This window comes from Kitasatospora sp. NPDC041917 (assembly GCF_055589745.1).
In genome coordinates this window covers 65,668-82,897 of the sequence record NZ_JBVJBI010000038.1, presented here as the reverse complement: position 1 = coordinate 82,897, position 17,230 = coordinate 65,668, and the positions used below count along the sequence as shown (strand labels likewise).

At 76.6% G+C, this 17,230-nt stretch carries 10 protein-coding genes; 4 read left to right on the top strand and 6 right to left on the bottom strand.

The annotated features are described in order from the left end of the window. Positions 1 to 484 precede the first annotated feature (484 nt). Genes ACZ6EM_RS32275 through ACZ6EM_RS32265 form a run of 3 tightly spaced genes read left to right on the top strand, consistent with a single transcriptional unit; the run spans position 485 to position 4,482 of the window. Positions 485 to 1,864: a hypothetical protein gene (locus tag ACZ6EM_RS32275; RefSeq protein WP_465773903.1), complete on the top strand. Its 1,380-nt coding sequence runs from the start codon at positions 485 to 487 to the stop codon at positions 1,862 to 1,864. 57 nt (positions 1,865 to 1,921) lie between these two features. Continuing rightward, complete coding sequence (locus tag ACZ6EM_RS32270) at positions 1,922 to 3,208, top strand: AAA family ATPase (RefSeq protein WP_465773902.1); 1,287 nt, start codon at positions 1,922 to 1,924, stop codon at positions 3,206 to 3,208. Further along, positions 3,205 to 4,482, top strand: coding sequence for a vWA domain-containing protein (locus ACZ6EM_RS32265; RefSeq protein WP_465773901.1), 1,278 nt, complete (start codon positions 3,205 to 3,207; stop codon positions 4,480 to 4,482). The genes ACZ6EM_RS32270 and ACZ6EM_RS32265 overlap by 4 nt, the downstream gene beginning before the upstream one ends. A 53-nt stretch (positions 4,483 to 4,535) precedes the next feature. Here ACZ6EM_RS32265 and ACZ6EM_RS32260 read toward each other — a convergent pair whose 3' ends face one another. Continuing rightward, positions 4,536 to 5,369, bottom strand: a complete 834-nt coding sequence (locus ACZ6EM_RS32260; protein ID WP_465773900.1) for an SDR family oxidoreductase — start codon at positions 5,367 to 5,369, stop codon at positions 4,536 to 4,538. A gap of 162 nt (positions 5,370 to 5,531) precedes the next feature. On the opposite strand from ACZ6EM_RS32260, the gene ACZ6EM_RS32255 reads away from it, so the two are divergent. After that, positions 5,532 to 6,008: a hypothetical protein gene (locus ACZ6EM_RS32255; protein WP_401055427.1), complete on the top strand. Its 477-nt coding sequence runs from the start codon at positions 5,532 to 5,534 to the stop codon at positions 6,006 to 6,008. A 50-nt stretch (positions 6,009 to 6,058) separates the two neighbouring features. Here the strand turns inward: ACZ6EM_RS32255 and ACZ6EM_RS32250 are convergent, their stop codons facing one another. The 5 genes from ACZ6EM_RS32250 to ACZ6EM_RS32230 all read right to left on the bottom strand — a co-directional run bounded on the left by ACZ6EM_RS32250 (position 6,059) and on the right by ACZ6EM_RS32230 (position 17,017). Then, positions 6,059 to 8,911 (bottom strand): condensation domain-containing protein, encoded by a 2,853-nt coding sequence (locus tag ACZ6EM_RS32250; protein ID WP_465773899.1) that lies wholly within the window; start codon positions 8,909 to 8,911, stop codon positions 6,059 to 6,061. Next, positions 8,908 to 10,776, bottom strand: coding sequence for a non-ribosomal peptide synthetase (locus ACZ6EM_RS32245; protein ID WP_401047109.1), 1,869 nt, complete (start codon positions 10,774 to 10,776; stop codon positions 8,908 to 8,910). Before ACZ6EM_RS32245 ends, ACZ6EM_RS32250 begins: the two co-directional genes overlap by 4 nt. Before the next feature lie 68 nt (positions 10,777 to 10,844). Beyond that, positions 10,845 to 12,719, bottom strand: coding sequence for an amino acid adenylation domain-containing protein (locus ACZ6EM_RS32240; RefSeq protein WP_465773898.1), 1,875 nt, complete (start codon positions 12,717 to 12,719; stop codon positions 10,845 to 10,847). Between the two features lie 39 nt (positions 12,720 to 12,758). Next, the gene (locus ACZ6EM_RS32235; RefSeq protein WP_401047103.1) at positions 12,759 to 13,934 is read right to left on the bottom strand and encodes an acyl-CoA dehydrogenase family protein; all 1,176 of its coding nucleotides are present in this window, start codon (positions 13,932 to 13,934) and stop codon (positions 12,759 to 12,761) included. Next, on the bottom strand, positions 13,931 to 17,017 hold the full coding sequence (locus tag ACZ6EM_RS32230) for a non-ribosomal peptide synthetase (protein WP_465773897.1): 3,087 nt from the start codon (positions 17,015 to 17,017) through the stop codon (positions 13,931 to 13,933). Before ACZ6EM_RS32230 ends, ACZ6EM_RS32235 begins: the two co-directional genes overlap by 4 nt. Positions 17,018 to 17,230: the final 213 nt, after the last annotated feature.

Here is a 17,230-nt window from a genome sequence, read left to right as displayed (position 1 = left end):
AGCCGGTCCGCCACCCGACGACCCGTCTTCCCCGTCCCACCGACCACCAGCACCACACCGGACCCGACCGCGAGATCCACCACACCAGCCATCACAATCACCCTCACTCGGAGTAGGAGCCTGTTCGGATCGTCGGACCGGCCGGGTTCCGTGAACCCTGCGCGTCCGTCCTCGTGTCCACCAGTCAAGGCCACTCCGGGCCGGCGAACCATAGCCTCCGCACTCAGCTCCATGCGCCAGCGTCTACGCCCCCGCGCGCGCCCTCCGCCCTCCACCAGAACACACCCGGGCCGCCCCGGACCACCCGCCTCGACCTGGCCTCCAGCGGCCCTTGAGCGCCCGGCCGGGCGGCGGAAGGCCGAGCAGCGGAACGGCCGGGCGGCGCAACGGTGTGGCGGGCGGCGGTGCGGGACGCTATGCTCCCGGCGATGACCACTCACGCTGCTCACAGAATGGGGGTCCCGTCCGCGAAGAGTGAGTGCTGATGCCCACTCACCCCGCGCACGGGAACGACTCCCGCCTCTCCTTCTGGCGGCGCGTACGCGAGTACGCCGTACCGCCCTCCATGATCGAAACCGCCACCTCCCGCCGCCTGTCCGGCGACTGGGCCGGGGCCTGCGCCGCGGCCAACGTCGAGGTCGACTTCCGTCTGCGGGACGTCGCCCGCGTCCACGGCCGGGAGCTCGCCGACCGGGTCCGGTCCGATCTCCGCTGCCTGGCCCCGGAGTTGCTGCGCTGGCACCTGCCGAGATCCGCCCCCGACGGGCTGCTGCGGCCCGGGCTCACCGTGCCGCTGGCCCGGTACCCGGGCGAGCCGCCGGTCTTCCTGGTGGTCCGCACACCGCCCGGTTGGGCGGAGTACGGGCAGCGGGTCGGCCTGGAGCTCTGGGACGGCTCCGGGCACGACGCCCGGTCGCCGCACCCGCGGCCGCGTCCCGGCCGCCGGTTCCGCTACGACCTGCACCGGCACCTCTGGGACGCCGGGCGCAGCGCGGAGCTGGCCGTCCGCTCCGGCGCGGCGGATCCGCCAACGGGCCTGCCGGGCATGAACCTCGGCGATCCGCCGCTGCGCTGCGCCGTCGACCGCTGGGCCGCCGAGGCCGAGCTGCTGCTGCGCGCCGACGGCCTCCCCGCCGGTCCCGTCGTGGTGCGGCTCGGGCACCGGCGGCGGCTGCTGCTCCGGCCGGACGGGTCGACGGCGCAGGCCTCCGGGGACCTCTCGGGGCTGCCGCTGCTGCCCGATGCCGCGACCTGGGTGCCGCCCGACCTCGACCTGCTCCGCAGCGGTGCGATCGAGGCCGGCCGGCTGCATCCGCTGGTCGCGGCCGCGCTGGCGCCCGGGCACCTGCCCGGCCCGTCCGCGCGGACCGGCGCCCCGCCCCCGGCCGAGCGGACGGTGGACTGCCGAGGGGCGCGCCACCGGATCGGGCTGGTCGACGGGGTGCTCGCCCCGCTCGACCACGACCCGGCCGAACTGCGCCGCGAGGAGCTGCTCGCCGCCCTCTCCGGCACCCCGCTGCCCTGCCTGCGGACCATCGACCTGGCACACCGGAGACCCGACCAACTGGACGGTGTGCGCGAGCGGTTGGACCACGGCGACTTCGCCGGGGCACTGGCCGTGGTCGAGGCCCTGCTCGGCCCGGAGGCGGTGCTGCGCGAAGGGCCGCTGCGGGACGAACTGGCGGCGGCCGCCGAGCGGCGGATCGCGTACGGCCTCTACCGGTCCGGGCTGACCGGGCCCGAAGTCGTCGACCGCCCGTCGCCGCGCGTGCGGTACGGCTCGCGCCCGCACGGTCCGGCCTCCCGTCCCCGCCCGCGCCACGGCTCGTTCCGGGCTCACCCGCGCCTGACCTCGCTCCGCTGACCCCGGCGCCCCGCCGTTCACCACCGAAGCCCCTTCCACACCTTGAGGTGATCACCCATGCCCGGAACCGCCCTCCTCGACGCAGCCGGCTCCGACGCGGCCGGACTCGGCACCGCCCACCCCGCCCCCTCCCGTCCCGGTTCCACTCGCCTCGACACCGCCCGCCGGCTGCTCGACCTGCTGGCCGACACCACCACCGAGCCGCGCGCCGACACCCAGCTGGAAGCGCTCACCCTGGCCGTCGCCGCCGACCTGCCCGTCCTGCTCTGGGGCGAGCCCGGCATCGGCAAGACCGCCGCTCTCAACCAGCTCGCCGAGGCCCTGGAGCTGCCGCTGACCACGGTCATCGCCAGCGTCCACGAGCCCTCCGACTTCTCCGGGCTGCCCATCGTCGGCGACGACCCGGCACAGCAGGGCGTCCCGATGGCCCCGCCGGACTGGGCGGTGCGCCTGGTGCGGGCCGGGCACGGACTCCTGTTCCTGGACGAGCTGTCCACCGCGCCGCCCGCCGTCCAGGCCGCCCTGCTCCGACTGGTCCTGGAACGGCGCATCGGCACCCTGCAACTCCCGCCCGGGGTACGGATCGTGGCCGCCGCGAACCCGCGCTCCTCGGCGGCCGACGGCTGGGAGCTCAGCCCGCCGCTGGCCAACCGCTTCGTCCACCTCCAGTGGGTGCACGACCACGAGGTGGTGGTGCGCGGCCTCGGCGGCGTCTGGCCCGTGGCCACCCTGCCCCGGCTCGACCCGCAGGCGCTGTCGGCGGCCGTCGCGCTGGCCCGGCGCTCGGTGTGCGGGCTGCTGGCCGCCCGTCCCGAGCTGGTGCACCGGCTGCCCGCCACCGACACCCGGCGCGGCGGCGCCTGGCCGTCCCCGCGCAGCTGGGACATGACGCTGCGGCTGGTCGCCTTCGCGACCGCGGCCGGTTCCTCCCGGGAGGTGCTGTCGCTGCTGGTGCGCGGCGCGGTCGGCGACGGTCCGGGGCTGGAGCTAATGGCGCACCTGGACCGGATGGACCTGCCGGACCCGGAGGACCTGCTCGCCGACCCGGGCGCCGCGCTGCTGCCCGATCGCGGAGACCTGCGCCAGGCGGTGCTGGACGGGGTGGTCGCGGCGGTCCGCAACCGGCCCGACCGGACGCGCTGGGACGCGGCCTGGGCCCTGCTGGTCCGGGCGCTGGAGACCGGCGCGCCGGACCTTCTGGTCGTCCCGGCCACCACGCTGGCCTCGCTGCGCCGGGAGGACTGGGACGTGCCGGCGGCGATCGAACGGCTCGCCCCGGCACTGGCGGTCTCCCGCCGGGCCGACCTCGTCGGTGCCCGGAAGCCCGGGGCGGTGCGGCCATGAACGGCACGACGACGGGCACGGCGACGGGCACCGCGGGCACGGCGACGGGCACGGCGATCGCGCCGCTGGACGTCGAGAAGCTGTACGCCGCCCGGCTGCACGCCGCCCGGGTCCGGCCGTACCTGGCGACGGCACTGTTCGCGCTCCACCTGGTGGAGTCCCGGCAGGTGCCGACCATGGCCGTGGACCGGTACTGGCGCTGCTACGCCTCGCCGGCCTTCGTCGCCCGCACGCCCGTGGAACAGCTGGCCGGTGTCTGGGTGCACGAGGTCTCGCACCTGCTGCGCGACCACCACGGTCGCGGCGACCGGATCGCCCGGGAGCTCGGCCTGGAGGGCCCGGCCGCCCGGCTGCGGATGAACATCGCCGCCGACTGCGAGATCAACGACGACGTCTACGGGGACGGACTGGCCCGCCCGGCCGGCGCCGTCCGGCCGGTGATGCTCCTGCTGCCGGACGGACTGCTCATGGAGGAGTACCTGCGCCGGTACCGCTTCCACCCGCGCAGCCTGCAGGCCGCCTGGCTGGAGTGCGGCAGCGGCGCCGACGGCCTCGACCGCCCGTGGGAGCTCGGCCCCGACGGCGCCCACGGGCTCACCGCCCAGGAGCGCGACGCCGTCCGCTTCCGGGTCGCCGAGGGCATCCGGGCCCGCCCCGGCAACGCCCCGGCCGGCTGGAAGCGCTGGGCCGAGGAGGCGTTCCACCCGCCGCAGCCGTGGCGGCAGTTGCTGGGCGCGGCTGTGCGCTCGGCGGTCTCGGGCCCCGGCGCGGGCGAGGACTACAGCTACGGCCGCCCCGCCCGCCGCTCGGCCGGGGTGCCGGGCGTTCTGCTGCCGAGCCTTCGGCGGCGCCCACCGAGGGTCTCGGTGATCATCGACACCTCCGGGTCGGTCTCGGACGAGGAACTGGGCAGCGCACTGCTGGAGGTCGCGGCGATCGGCCGGGCCGTCGGCGGCCGCCGCGACCAGGTCACCGTCGTCCCCTGCGACGCGGCCGCCGAGGCCGTCCACCGGCTCTGCCGGGCCGAGGGCATCCCGCTGATCGGTGGCGGCGGCACCGACCTGCGCACCGGCTTCCGCACCGCCCTGCGCGGCCACCCCCGCCCGGACGTGGTGGTGGTCCTGACCGACGGCCAGACCCCGTGGCCCTCCGCCGCCCCGCCCTGCCGCACCGTGGTCGGCCTCTTCCCGAGGCCGGTCCGGTACAACGAGAACCGGCCGGACTACCGGCCGGACGCCCCGCCGGAGTGGGCCCGGGTGGTGACCATCGGCTGAGCGCCGGGGGCCGGGGGCCGGGCGGGGCGTGCCCGGCCCGTGCGGGGGGCTCGTCAGCGGAAGGCGGCGACGTTCTCGGCGACCCAGTGGTGGAACGGCCTGGCGGGGGATCCGGTGACCCGCTCGACGGTGTCGCGCACCTCCACCAGGCCGTCGTTGACGTCCCCGCCCGTCACGTCGAGCACCGCGTCCGCCGCCTCGGCTCCCAGGGCTTCGGCCAGCTCCCGCCGGGCCTCCTCCCGGCCGATCACCGCGAGGGGCACCGCCCGCCCGAGGGCCGCCGCGATGGCCGCCACCTGCTGCCGGGCCGTCACCCGCTCCGGCCCGGTCAGCGCGTACACCCGTCCCCGGTGGCCGGGCCCGGTCAGCGCCACCCGCGCCACCGCCGCGATGTCCGCGGGGTGGATCGTGGGCAGTCCGGTGTCCGCGTACGGCACGCGGACCGTCCCCCGCTCGCGGATCGCCGGCGCCCACCACAGGGCGTTGGAGGCGAACTGGGTCGGCCGCAGGACCGTCCACGCCATGCCGCTGTCCATGACCAGCCGCTCGACGTCCGCGTTCTCCCGGGCGGGGCCCAGGTGCGGATGCGTCTCGACGGTGACGGACGACACCAGCACCACGTGCTCGACGCCGGCGCGGCGGGCGGCGTCGAGGATCCCGGCATCGGAGCCGATCCGCGACACCAGGAACAGCGAGCGCACCCCGTCGAGGGCGGGCGCCAGGGAGGCCGGGTCGGCGAGGTCGCCCTCGCGCACCTCCACGCCCTCGGGGAACCGGGCCCGGGCGCCGTCCCGGGTGAGGCCCCGCAGGGGGCCGGCCCCGCAGGCCCGCAGCTCCTCCAGCAGGGAACGTCCGATGTTGCCGGTGGCTCCGGTCACGAGAATCATGCGGTCTCTCCTGTCGCCCGACGATCGATCGGGTGAAGGCTAGGAGCTCAAGCCGACTTGAGGTCAAGGAGGCCACCGGCGGAGGCGCCGGACCCGCCCTCCACCGGCCGTGCGACCATCGGGCGGGCAAGCGGCCACGACAGGACGGAAGAGAGAACCCCGGTGACCGAGACAGCAGCGGCCGGCTCGGAAGGCTTCGAGCCGGACGAGCACGTGCGATTCGCACGCTACCGCCGGGCCTTCGCGGACGTGGCTCCCGAGGATGCGGCCGCCCTCGCGGCCCGGGTGCTCACCGACCCCGAGCGCCCGATGGCGAGCTGCGCGGTCTGCGAGTACCTGGACCGGCGCGCGGCGGAACTGCTGACGGACCCGGGCTTCCCGGCCTGGCGGCGGGAGCTGGCGGGCGCAGTGGCGGCCGACGCGTTCGCCGCCCGGCGCCTGCGGGACTGGGCGCTGCTGCGGGCGACGGCCCTGGGCGAGCCGTGGGAGGAGGAGCAGCTGCTCGCGGCGGAGAACTGGCTCCAGGGACGCCTCGCCGAGGAGTCGCCCGACCGGGCCGCGCTGGGCCTGCTCGCCGAGAACGGCCGCACCCGGCGCACCCGTAACATCGCCAACTCCCGCCTGCGGCGGCTGCGGTAGCGGGCGGAGGGGGCCGGAACCATCGGCCTCCGCCGCCCGCGACCGGGGGGTCAGCGGACCATGGCCGCCAGGACGCTGCGCCAGTCCTCGCCGGGCTCGGGGGCGAGCGGGCCGGCCAGGGTGTCCGCCCGGTAGTGCCAGGGGCGGCGGAGTTCCCCGTCGGCGTCGGGGGTGGCGGCGATCGGGCTGTCGGAGCCGAGCAGGCGGACCAGTTCGGCGGTGAAGTCGGCCCAGGAGAGGTGCCCGCTCACCGCGTTGACGACCCGGCCGGCGGCGGGGTGGTCCGGGGTGAGGCAGGCGCCGAGGGCGCGGGCCAGGGCGGCGGAGTGCACCCAGGAGGCTCCGTGCCACTCCTCGGCGTCCGGCAGGCCGATCGGCCGGCCGGCCAGGGCGGCCTGGTAGAGGGGGCCGGTGGCGCCCCAGCGGAGCTGGTCGCGCAGGCGGTGGTGCGGGCCCCAGACGATCGGGGAGCGGACGGCCACGGCCTGGCCCCGGCCGGTCGCGGCGGCCTCGAAGAGGATCCGCTCGCAGTCCAGCTTGGCCTGCCCGTACGGGGTGACGGGTGCGCTGCTGGGGCCGCCCTCGGGGACCTCGGTGCCGGCCGGGCGGCCGTACGCGTCGATGCTGCTGACGAAGACGAACGGGCCGCCCCGCCAGCCGTCGACCAGGGCGCGCATGGCGGCGAGGTCGGTGGCGTGGTCGGTGAAGGTGCAGGCGGAGTGGATGACGGCGTCGACGCCGTCGACGGCCCGGCGCAGGCTGTCGAGGTCGCCGAGGTCGCCTTCCGCCACCTCGGCGCCGTTCAGCGCGGGCAGGTGCGCGGACTCCGGCCGGACCAGGACCCGGACCGGCCGGCCCTGGGCCATCAGCTCCTGGAGCACGGCCGCGCCGACCCCGCCGGTGGCGCCGGTGAGCAGGACGGTGCCGGTGCGGGCGCCGGTGGTCCGCGAACGGGCACCGGCCTGGGCGAGGGCCGCGCGGCGCTCGTCCGTGCGGGTGGCGAGCAGGGCGGCGAGGGCGCGCGGGGTGCGCTGCTCCAGGATGTCGAGGCCGGTGAGCGGCAGCCCGGTACGGGTGCGCAGGCGTTCGGCGAGCTGGACGGCGACCAGGGAGTGGCCGCCGAGGGCGAAGAAGTCGCCGTCGGCGGGCGGGGTCGTGCCGAGGAGTTCGCCGAAGGCCTGCCGTACGACGTCCAGCGGGCCTGCCTCCAGCGGGCCCTCCGCCGCCGCGGTGGCGCCGGGCAAAACGGTGGCGCCGGGCAGCACGGTGGCGCCGGGCAGCCGGTCGCGGTCGGGGGTGCCGTCGGGGCGGCGGGGCAGCCGGTCCACGAGGGTGACCGCGAGCGGCAGTTCGGCGGCCGGCAGGCGCCCGCGAAGGGTGGCCCGCAGGGCGCTGCCGCTCGGCGCGACCGGCCCGCGGACCACCGCGTAGGCGAGCGGCGGGCCGTCCGGGTTCTCGACCACGGCCGCCTCGACCACCGCCGGATCGGCCGACAGGGCTTCCACGACCGGGTGTTCGGCGGCCGTCAACCGCTCTCCGGGCAGTTCGGACAGCCGCCGTTCCGGGTCGGCGGCCACGGCGGTGAGCAGTTCGGCGAAGGCGCCGAGCAGCCGGGCGGCGGTGTCCGGGTCCAGCGCGTCCCGGTCGTGCTGCAGCAGGCAGCGCGGCCCCGGGCCGTCCTCCAGCAGCAGGGTGATGCCGAACTTGGCCAGACCCAGGTCGAGTTCCACGTTCTCGGTGTCGAGGCCCGGCAGCGCCAGCGGGTCGACGGTCTGGACCAGGTCGCAGCTGACCGAGAGCAGCGGCGTGCCGTCCGCGCCGCGCGCGGCCGCGCCGAGCCGCTCGACCACCAGGTCGAGGGGCACCTCGTGGTGCTGCTGGGCGTCGAGCAGGGCGGTGCGGACCAGGGCGAGCAGCTCGGTGAACGACGGGTCCCCGGACGGATTCGCCCGCACGGCGAGGGTGTTGACCGCGAGCCCGACGGTCCGGCGGAACTCGGGCCGCGCCCGGTGGCCGCTGGCGCAGCCGAGGACGAGGTCGTCCTGCCCGGAGGCGATGCCCAGCGCGGCGAAGGCGGCGGCCAGCACGACGGTGTACAGCGTGGCGCCGTGCCGCGCGCCGAGGACGCGCAGCTGTTCCACCACGGCGGGATCCAGCGGGGCGGCGTGCAGCGCGGCGCGGCGCTCCCGGGCGCCGGGCGGGACGGGCCGCAGCAGGGGCAGCGGCCGGGCGCCGGACAGCCTGGCCGCGAGGACGCCGGCGCTGGCCGTCAGCTCGGCCTCGCGGGCGCGTTCCTGGCGGGCGTAGTCGGCGTACGAGGGGGCCGGCGGCGGGAGCCGGTTCGGCTCGCCGTCGCGCGCGGCGCGGTACAGCTCGGCGAGGTCCGAGGTGAGGAGGCCCAACGTTCCGCCGTCCACCGCGATGTGATGGATGGTCAGCAGCAGCGTGTGGTCGTCGGGGCCGTGCCGCAGGAGCAGGGCCCGCAGCACCGGGCCGGTGGCGAGGTCGAACGGCCGGGCGGCCTCGGCGGCGAGCTGCTCCGGGCCGGTGGCGTCCAGGACCGGCAGCGGCACCGGGACGACCGGGTCGATCTGCTGGTACGGCTCGTCGCCCCGGCGCGGGTAGCGGGTGCGCAGGACGGCGTGCCGCTCGGTCAGGCCGGTGATCGCGGTGGCGAGGGCCGCCCGGTCGAGCGGGCCGCGCAGCCGGGTGGCGACCGGCACGTTGTAGAGGGCGCCGCCCTGGCCGAGGTGGTCCATCAGCCACATCCGCTGCTGGGCGTGCGAGAGCGGGGCGGGGCCGGTCGATTCGGCGGGGCCGGTCTGCGGTGCGAAGGTGACGGGGGTGGCGGCGCGGCGGTTGCGGGCGCGGCGCAGCAGGTCGCTCTGGTCGACGGTGGTCATCGGTCGGCTCCGGGGGTGTCGTCGGCGGCCCGCAGGGCGCGCTCCAGCAGCTCGGCCTGGGCGGCGACGGTCGGGTGGCCGAGGAAGTCGGCGAGCGACAGCTCGACCCCGAGGTCCTCGCGCAGGTCGTCCACCACCCACATGGCGAGCAGCGAGTGCCCGCCCTCGGCGAGGAAGTCGGCGGACGGGTCGGTGATCGGGCGTTCCAGGGCGCGGCTCCACGCCTCGGCGACGACCTGTTCGATCGGGCCGAGTTCGGCGGCGGCGGACGGCTGTGCCCCGTCCGGTTCGTCGGCGGCCAGCGCCCGCCGGTCCACCTTTCCGCTGCCGGTCAGCGGCAGCGCGGCGAGCACCGTCCAGGCGGTGGGCACCAGGTGGGCGGGCAGCCGCTCGGCCAGAGCGGCCCGCAGCGCCTCGACGGCCGGGCGGGAGCCCTCGGCGAGGACCAGGCAGGCGGTGAGCGCGGCGTCGACCTGTCCGGCGCGGCGGACCACGACCGCCGCCTCGGCGACCTCGGGCAGTTGGAGCAGCGCGTGCTCGACCTCGCCGGGTTCGATCCGGAAGCCGCGCACCTTGACCTGGTCGTCGGTGCGCCCGTGGTACTCCAGGGCGCCGTCCGGCCGTTCGGCGACCCGGTCGCCGCTGCGGTAGGCGCGTCCGATGCCGGGCAGTTCGCGGAAGCGCTCGGCGGTCAGCTCCGGCCGGTCGAGGTAGCCGAGGGCCAGCCGGTCGCCGGCGATCCACAGTTCGCCGACGCTGCCCGGCGCCACCGGCGCGAGCCGCTCGTCCAGGACGTACGCCCGGGTGCCGCCGAAGGCCCGGCCGATCGGGACGGATCCGGCGCAGTCGGCCCGGGTGACCCGGTGCAGGGTGGTGAAGGTGGTGGCCTCGGTCGGCCCGTACGCGTTGATCAGTTCGAGCCACGGGAAGGCCTGCAGCACGGCGCCCGCGTACTCGGAGGAGAGTGCCTCGCCGCCGACGACCAGGGTGCGCAGCACGCCGAAGACCCGGGACCGCCGGGCGGCCAGGTGGTGGAAGAGCGCGGTGGTGAGGAAGACGGTGGTGACGCCGAAGCTCTCGACGTCGCGGACCAGGTCCTCGGCGCTGGGGCGCTCGCTCGGGGAGACGGCCACGGCGGCGCCCCGGGCGAGCGGGGCCCACAGTTCGAAGGTGGTGGCGTCGAAGGAGACGGTGGAGTGGAAGAGCACCCGGTCGCGTGGGCCGAGGCCGATCGAGTCCTCGGCGGTGGCCAGGTCGGCGACGGCGCTGTGCGGGACGAGGACGCCCTTGGGGCGGCCGGTGGAGCCGGAGGTGTAGTAGAGCAGGGCGGGCGCGGCCGGGTCGGCGGCGTCGGGCGCCGTGCCGTCGGCGGCCTCGGTGCCGCGCTCGGTCAGCGCCAGGGTGCGGTCCTCGGGGAGCCCGGCCTCGGCGAGCAGTCCCTTGTCGCCGAGGACGAGCCGGACGTCCGCGTCGGCGATCATTTCGGCGATCCGCGGGCGCGGGTAGGCCGGGTCGAGCGGGACGACCAGTGCGCCGGCCCGCCAGACGGCGAGCTGGGCGACGACGAATCGGGTCGAGCGGGCGCACAGCAGGGCGACGGCGCTGCCGGGGCCGATCCCCCGATCGGCCAGGACGGCGGCCAACCGACCGGCGGCGTCGACGAGTTCGCGGTAGGTCAGGACGGTGGAGCCGTCGGTCACGGCGAGCGCGTCGGGCCGCTGCTCGGCCTGCCGGGCGACCAGGGCGGGCAGCGGGGTGGGCAGGGCTGGCGGGGCTTCGGTGGTCCGGTCGAGCGGAGCCGCGGGGGTCGCGGGATGCGCGGAGGTCGCGGGGTGCGCGCGGTGCGCGGTGGTCCTGGTGGTCATGGGTGGTTCCCTTCCGGGCGCCCCGGCCGGGTGGGCCGGGGCGCCCCGCTGAGGAGGTTCGGGCGGGGTCAGGCGGTCGCGGCCAGATCGGCCACCCGCTCCTCGACCAGCCGGGCGACGGCCCGCAGGTCGGGCTGGCGCAGCACCAGGGGGGCGCGCAGCCGTACGCCGTACTCGTTCTCCAGGGCCTCCAGCAGTCTTGCCGCGGCGAGCGAATTGCCGCCCGACGCGAGGAAGTTGTCCTCGGGCCCGAGGTCGGCACGGCCGATCAGCCCGCGGCAGAGCTTCAGTACGGTGCGCTCGACCGGGGTACCGGCCTCGTCCGCCGGGGCCTCCTCGTCCGGGGCCGGCGCGTCGGCCAGCAGGGCCGGGCGGTCCACCTTGCCGTTGGCGTCCAGCGGGAAGCGCTCCACCAGCCGGACGGCGGAGGGCACGGCCTGCTCGGGCAGCCACGGGCGGACGGCGTCGAGCAGCGCCGCGGGGTCGGCGCCGTCCTCGGCCTGGACGAAGGCGAGCAGCCGGACCCCGCCGGTCGGCGCCTGCTCGGCGGCGACCACCGCCCGGCGCACCTTCGGGTCGCGTTCGAAGGCGGCCTCGACCTCGGCGGGTTCGATCCGCACGCCGCTGACCTTGACCTGGTCGTCGAGGCGGCCGTGGAACTCCAGCACGCCGTCCGGGCGCATGACCACCCGGTCGCCGGTGCGGTAGACCCGGTCCGTGCCGACCACGCCGGCGGGCGCGCCGACGAAACGGCGGGCGGTCAGCTCGGGGTCGAGGTACCCGGCGGCCAGGCCTCGGCCGCCGATCCGCAGCTCGCCGGCCGTGCCGCGCGGCACCGGGCGGCCGTCCTCGTCGGTGACCAGGAGGACGGCGCCGTCGATCGGCAGGCCGATCGGCGGGGCGCCGGCACCGTGGTCGCCGCCGGGGGCCATGGTGTGCACGGTGGTGGTGACGGTGGCCTCGGCGGGGCCGTACGCGTTGTGGACGGTCGCGGTGACGTCGGGCCCGGGGGCGCGGCGCAGCCGGTCGCCGCCGATCACCAGGTGGCGCAGCGGCGACTCGGCGGGCCAGGGCCGGCCGAGGAGGGGCTCGGCCAGCGGGGTGGGCAGGATGGACACGGTGACGCCGGCCTCGCGCCACCAGTCGGTGAGCGCACCGGTGTCCCAGCGGACCGCCTCGGGGGCGACCACCAGGGCCGCGCCGGAGGTGAGGCCGGCCCACAGCTCCTGCATGTGCGGGTCGAAGGCGACGCCGATCAGCAAGCTGTGCCGCTCCCCGGGGCCGAGGCCGGTCAGTCCGCGGTACCACTGCAACAGCGCGCCGAGCGCGGGCTCGGTGACGGCGACGGCCTTCGGGGTGCCGGTGGAGCCGGAGGTGAGCACCGCGTAGTGGGTACCGGCCGGGACGCGCACCTGCTCGCCCGGGTTCAGGGCGGCCACCACGCCGGCGGTGGGCAGGTCCAGCGGCAGCCGCTCGCCGCCGGGCGGCAGCAGGTCCGGCTCGCCGACCAGGCAGGCCGGGCGCAGTTGCTCGGCGACGGCGCGCAGCCGGTGCTCGCCGGGGCGCGGGCCGAGCGGCAGGTGGACGGCGCCGAGCTTGGCGACGGCCAGGGTGACGGCGACCAGCGAGACCGAGTGGGCGAGGCAGACGCCGAGCAGGTCGCCCGGGCCGACCTTGCCGCGCAGGGCCTCGGCCACGGTGTCGGCGAGGCGGTCGAGTTCGGCGTAGCTGTAGACCTGCTCGCCGTCGATCAGGGCGGGGGCGTCGGGGGTGCGGTGCGCCCAGGTGGTGAAGAGGTCGAGCACCGCGCCGTCCTGGTGCGGACGGCCGTAACCGATGCTCGGGGCGTCGGTGTTCGGAGTCCCGGTGTTCGGAGTCCCGGTGTTCGCGGCGTCGACGCTCGGGGCGTCCGCGTTCGGGACCTTCGTGTCAAGGTGTTCCATCATCATCTCCAGGAAGTCGCGTACGAAGGTGACGCTTCGTCAGTTCAGGCCCATGGAACGGGCGATGATCACCTTCTGGACCTCCGAGGTCCCCTCGATGATCGTGGTCATCCGGACGTAGCGGTACAGGAACTCCAGCGGGTGCCCGCGCACCCAGCCGGTGGCCCCGTGCACCTGGAGCGAGCGGTCCACCGCGCGCACGGCGGTCTCGGAGGCGGTGAGCTTGGCGAGCGCCGCGTTCTCGGGGGACTCGGTGCCCTCGTCGACCAGCCGGGCGCAGGCGAGGGTGAGCAGCTTGGACGCCTCGACCTCGGCCCGGGTGGCGACCAGGTGCTCCTGGATGTGCTGGTACTCGCCGATCACCCGGCCGAAGGCCCGCCGGTCCTTGGCGTACTCGACGCCGATCCGCAGCGCGTGCTCGGCGATGCCGTTGCACATCGCGGCGACCACCAGGCGGCCGCGCGAGAGGCTGTCGATGGCGAGGGCGGTGGCCGCGCCGACGCCCTCCTCGCCGCCGATCACGGCCTCCGGGCCGGCGGTGACCCCGTCCAGCAGCAGCTCGAACAGCGGCTCGCCGGACATCCCCTCGTAGCGCTGGCCGATCCGCAGCCCGGGCTGGTCCATCGGCAGCACGAAGGCGGTGGCGCCGGCCGTGGGGCCGGCCCCGTCGCCGAGGTCGGTGGCGGCGACGACCAGCGCGATCCCGGCGTGCTCGGCGTTGCTGACGAAGGTCTTGCGGCCGTTCAGCACCCAGCCCTCGCCGGCGCGCACGGCGGTGGTGGTGAGGTGGAACGCGTCGGAGCCGGCGTGCGGCTCGGTGAGGGCGAGGCAGCGGGTCTGCTCGCCGCGCACCAGCGGGACCAGGTGGCGCTCGACCTGCTCGGGGGTGCCGTGCCGCAGCAGCGGGCTGGGCCCGTCGGAGCCGGCCAGCGCGTACGGGGCGAGCACGCAGCCGCTGCGCCCGGCGGCGTGGTGCAGCAGGACGACGGCGGTGAACGGCATGTCGGCGCCGCCGAGCTCCTCGGGGTAGTCGCCCGCGTAGAAGCCGAGGGCGGCGGAGCGCTTGCGGACGTAGGTCCGCAGGTCGGCCGGGACCTGGTCGGCGGTCTCGGGCAGCTCGGCTGCCAGCGGCACGAGTTCGCGGCGCACGAAGCTCTCGAAGGCCTCGACGAGCTCGCGGTGGCCGGCTTCCAGGACGGCGGAGGGCGAAGTCACTTGGCACCACCGGTGGTGAGGGCCTTGGCCTGGTCGGCCAGTACGGCGTGTCGGAAGAGGGTGCGCAGCGGCGGCCGGCTGCCGAGGTGCGGCTCCAGGTACGCGGCGAGCTGGGCGGCGAGCAGCGAGTGGCCGCCGACCTCGAAGAAGTGCGAGTCCGCGGCGAAGCGGTCGTGGCCGAGCACCTCGCGCCAGGCGGCGGCGATCAGCTGCTGGCCGGGGTCGGTGAACTCGCTCGGCTCGACCTCCTCCGCCTCCGGGGCCTCGTCCGCCAGGCGGGCGAGGGCGGCGCGGTCGGGCTTGCCGCCGGGCAGGGTCGGCATCGCGGCGACGGCCGTCCAGCTCGCCGGGACGAGTCCGCCGGGCAGCCGGCGGGCGAGCGCCTCGTGCAGGGCGGCCTGGTCGGGGCGGTCGGCGCCCTCCAGGAAGCCGACCAGGCGGGGGCCGGTCTGCGGGTCGGTGTGCAGCAGCACCGCGCAGGAGCGGCCGCCGAGTTCGGCGGAGGCCGCGGCCTCGATCTCCTCCAGCTCGATCCGGTGGCCGCGCAGCTTGACCTGGTTGTCGGCGCGGCCGAGGAAGCGCAGCCGCCCGTCCAGGTCGCGGTAGCCGCGGTCACCGGTGCGGTAGACGCGGGCGTCGTCGAGCGCGGGGACGGTCGTGAAGCGGGCCGCGGTGGGCTCCGGCAGCCCCAGGTAGCCCTCGGCCAACAGGGGTCCGCCGACGACGAGTTCGCCGACGCAGCCGGGGGCGAGCGGGCGCAGCGTGTCGTCCAGGACGTGGATGCGCACACCGTCGAGTTCGGCGCCGAGCGGGATCTCACCGTCCTCGGCGACGTCGGCGTCGGTGACCTCGTACACGGTGGAGGTGACGGTGGCCTCGGTGACGCCGTAGGCGTTCAGCACGGTGGTGGCCCCGGTCAGGCCGGCCAGCGCCCGGGCGGGCAGCCGCTCGCCGCCGAGCACCAGCAGGCGGGGCGCCCAGCGGCCGTCGCGCAGCGCCTCGCGCAGGTCCTCGCGGACGGCGAGCAGGTAGCTGGTGGGCAGGTTGGCGACCGTGACGCCGCGGGCGGCCAGCACGGCCACCAGCTCGGGCCCGGTGGGCACCTCGCGCTGCGGCACGACGAGGGCGGCGCCGGCCGTGAGGGCGGGCAGCACCTCCTCCAGGGCCACGTCGAAGGACGGCCGGGCGAACAGCAGCACCCGGTCGGCGGAGGTGAGCCGGTAGCGGTCGGCGATCGCGGCGACGTACCCGGCGAGGGCCTCGCGGCCGACCAGGACGGGCTTGGGCACGCCGGTGGAGCCGGAGGTGTGGATCACATAGGCGGCGCCGTCCAGCGCGGCGGCGGGCTCGGCCTTCGGGAAGACGGGGCCGTCCAGTAGGGCCGGGGTGACGCCCTCGGCGGGCAGTGCCAGCGCGCTCTGCCGGGTGGCGAGGACGAGCGCCGGGCCGAGCCGCTCCAGCAGCAGCCCGAGCCGGGCGGCCGGGTCCTCGGTGGACAGCGGCGCGTACACGGCGCCGTACCGCAGGCAGGCGAGCAGGGCGACCACGCTGTCGGAGCCGCGCGGCAGCACAGTGGCCACCGGCTGGCCGGGGGTGACTCCGGCGGCGCGCAGCCGCTCGACCAACTCGGTGACCCTGCGGTCGAGTTCGCCGTAGCTGATCCGCTCGGTGCCGGCCAGCAGGGCGAGCGAGGTCGGGTCGTGGGCGGCGGCCGGGTCGAGTGCGGCCGGGGTGACCGGGGCGGCCGGTTCGGCCTCGGGCGCGGGGGCCAGCCCGGCGATCGGCGCCTGCGGGCGGTCCAGGTAGCAGCGCAGCAGCTCCAGCAGCCGCTCCGACAGCAGCACCGCCTCGGACTCGCGGAACAGGTCGGCGTCGTAGTCCCAGACCAGGGTCATCCCGGCGGCGCCGTGCTTCTCTCCGACCACCCGGCGGTCGTCGGGCAGCAGCACCAGGTCGAGGTCGAAGCGGGTGGTGCCGGTGTTGAAGCCCTCGTACAGCGAGACCTCCAGCCCGGGCGCCTGGACGTCGGGCAGTGCCGCGTCGTGCGCGCTGAACATCACGTTGAACAGCGGGTTGTCGGCGCCGGTGGTGTGCAGCCCGAGCCGGCGGGTCAGCTCCTGGACCGGCAGGTCCTGGTACGGCAGGGCACGCAGCAGGACGTCGGTCACCTCGTCCACGGCGTCGGTGCCGGGGACCGCCGGGTCGAGCCGCAGGCGCAGCGGGACGGTGTTGACGAACATGCCGACGGTGCCCTCGAAGCCCTCCGGGCGGTTGCCGACGGCGGTGCCGATCACCACCTCGCGGTGGCCGCTGTGCCGGCGCAGCAGCTCGGCGAACAGGGCGAGCAGGGTGCTGAACGGGGTGTGGCCGTCGGCCTTGCTGCGCTCACGCAGCCGCTCGGCCAGGTCGGCCCCGATCGACTGGCGCAGCTGGCCGCCGCGGTGGCGCCGTTCGACACCCGGCCGGGCCAGCCCGGGGAGGGTGACCTCGCGCGGGGCGTCGGTCAGCTCCTTGGTCCAGAAGTCGAGTCCGCGGTCCCGGGGGAGGTCGGCGGCGGCGCGGGCGTGGTCCTCGTAGGAGGGCGCGGTGGGCAGCTCGTACGGCTCGCCGAGGACGGTGGCGCGGTAGACGGTGAACAGGTCGCGCAGCAGGATCGCGAAGGAGTGGCCGTCGTGGACGAGGTGGTGTTCGACGTGGATCAGCCGGTGGTGGTCGTCGCCGAGCCGGACCAGGTGCCAGCGCAGCACCGGCGCCCGCTCGGTGTCCAGCGGCTCCTCGGCCTCGGCGGCGAGCAGCCGGCGGAAGGTGGCCTCCGGGTCCTGCTCGGCTGCGAAGTCGCTGTGGCGCAGCTCCGGTTCGCAGACGTCGGCGACCCGCTGGCCGGGCAGCCCCTCCGGCCTGGGCACCAACTCCAGCCGCAGACCGGGGTGGTGGGCCAGCACGGCGGCCAGGCCGGTGCGCAGCGCGTCCCGGTCGAGGGTGCCCCACAGGTCGAGGACGGCGGTGAAGTTGTAGGCGCGACTGCCCGGCAGCATCTGCTCGTGCAGCCAGACGATCTCCTGCGAGGGAGAGAGTGCGAACATGGTCGATTCCCTTGTGTGGTGGGCTTGTCGGCACTGCGGTGGCCGGACGCGGACGTGGGGTGTTCCCGTGCCGGCCGGCGGCCCAGGGGCGTACCGGGGTGAGGTGCGGCCCTGGGCCCGGGGTCCCGTCCGGCGGCGTGTCGGACGCGCGCGAACGGGCGTGGTGGGTCGTGGCGGATCCGTCGTGGCTCCGTGGTGGATCCGTCGTGGGTC

Bases quoted from the DNA above. Each gene is read 5' to 3' on its own strand.
- ACZ6EM_RS32230 (WP_465773897.1), bottom strand. From the start codon at position 17,017: ATGTTCGCACTCTCTCCCTCGCAGGAGATCGTCTGGCTGCACGAGCAG.
- ACZ6EM_RS32265 (WP_465773901.1), top strand. From the start codon at position 3,205: ATGAACGGCACGACGACGGGCACGGCGACGGGCACCGCGGGCACGGCG.
- ACZ6EM_RS32270 (WP_465773902.1), top strand. From the start codon at position 1,922: ATGCCCGGAACCGCCCTCCTCGACGCAGCCGGCTCCGACGCGGCCGGA.
- ACZ6EM_RS32260 (WP_465773900.1), bottom strand. From the start codon at position 5,369: ATGATTCTCGTGACCGGAGCCACCGGCAACATCGGACGTTCCCTGCTG.
- ACZ6EM_RS32240 (WP_465773898.1), bottom strand. From the start codon at position 12,719: ATGGAACACCTTGACACGAAGGTCCCGAACGCGGACGCCCCGAGCGTC.
- ACZ6EM_RS32275 (WP_465773903.1), top strand. From the start codon at position 485: ATGCCCACTCACCCCGCGCACGGGAACGACTCCCGCCTCTCCTTCTGG.
- ACZ6EM_RS32245 (WP_401047109.1), bottom strand. From the start codon at position 10,776: ATGACCACCAGGACCACCGCGCACCGCGCGCACCCCGCGACCTCCGCG.
- ACZ6EM_RS32250 (WP_465773899.1), bottom strand. From the start codon at position 8,911: ATGACCACCGTCGACCAGAGCGACCTGCTGCGCCGCGCCCGCAACCGC.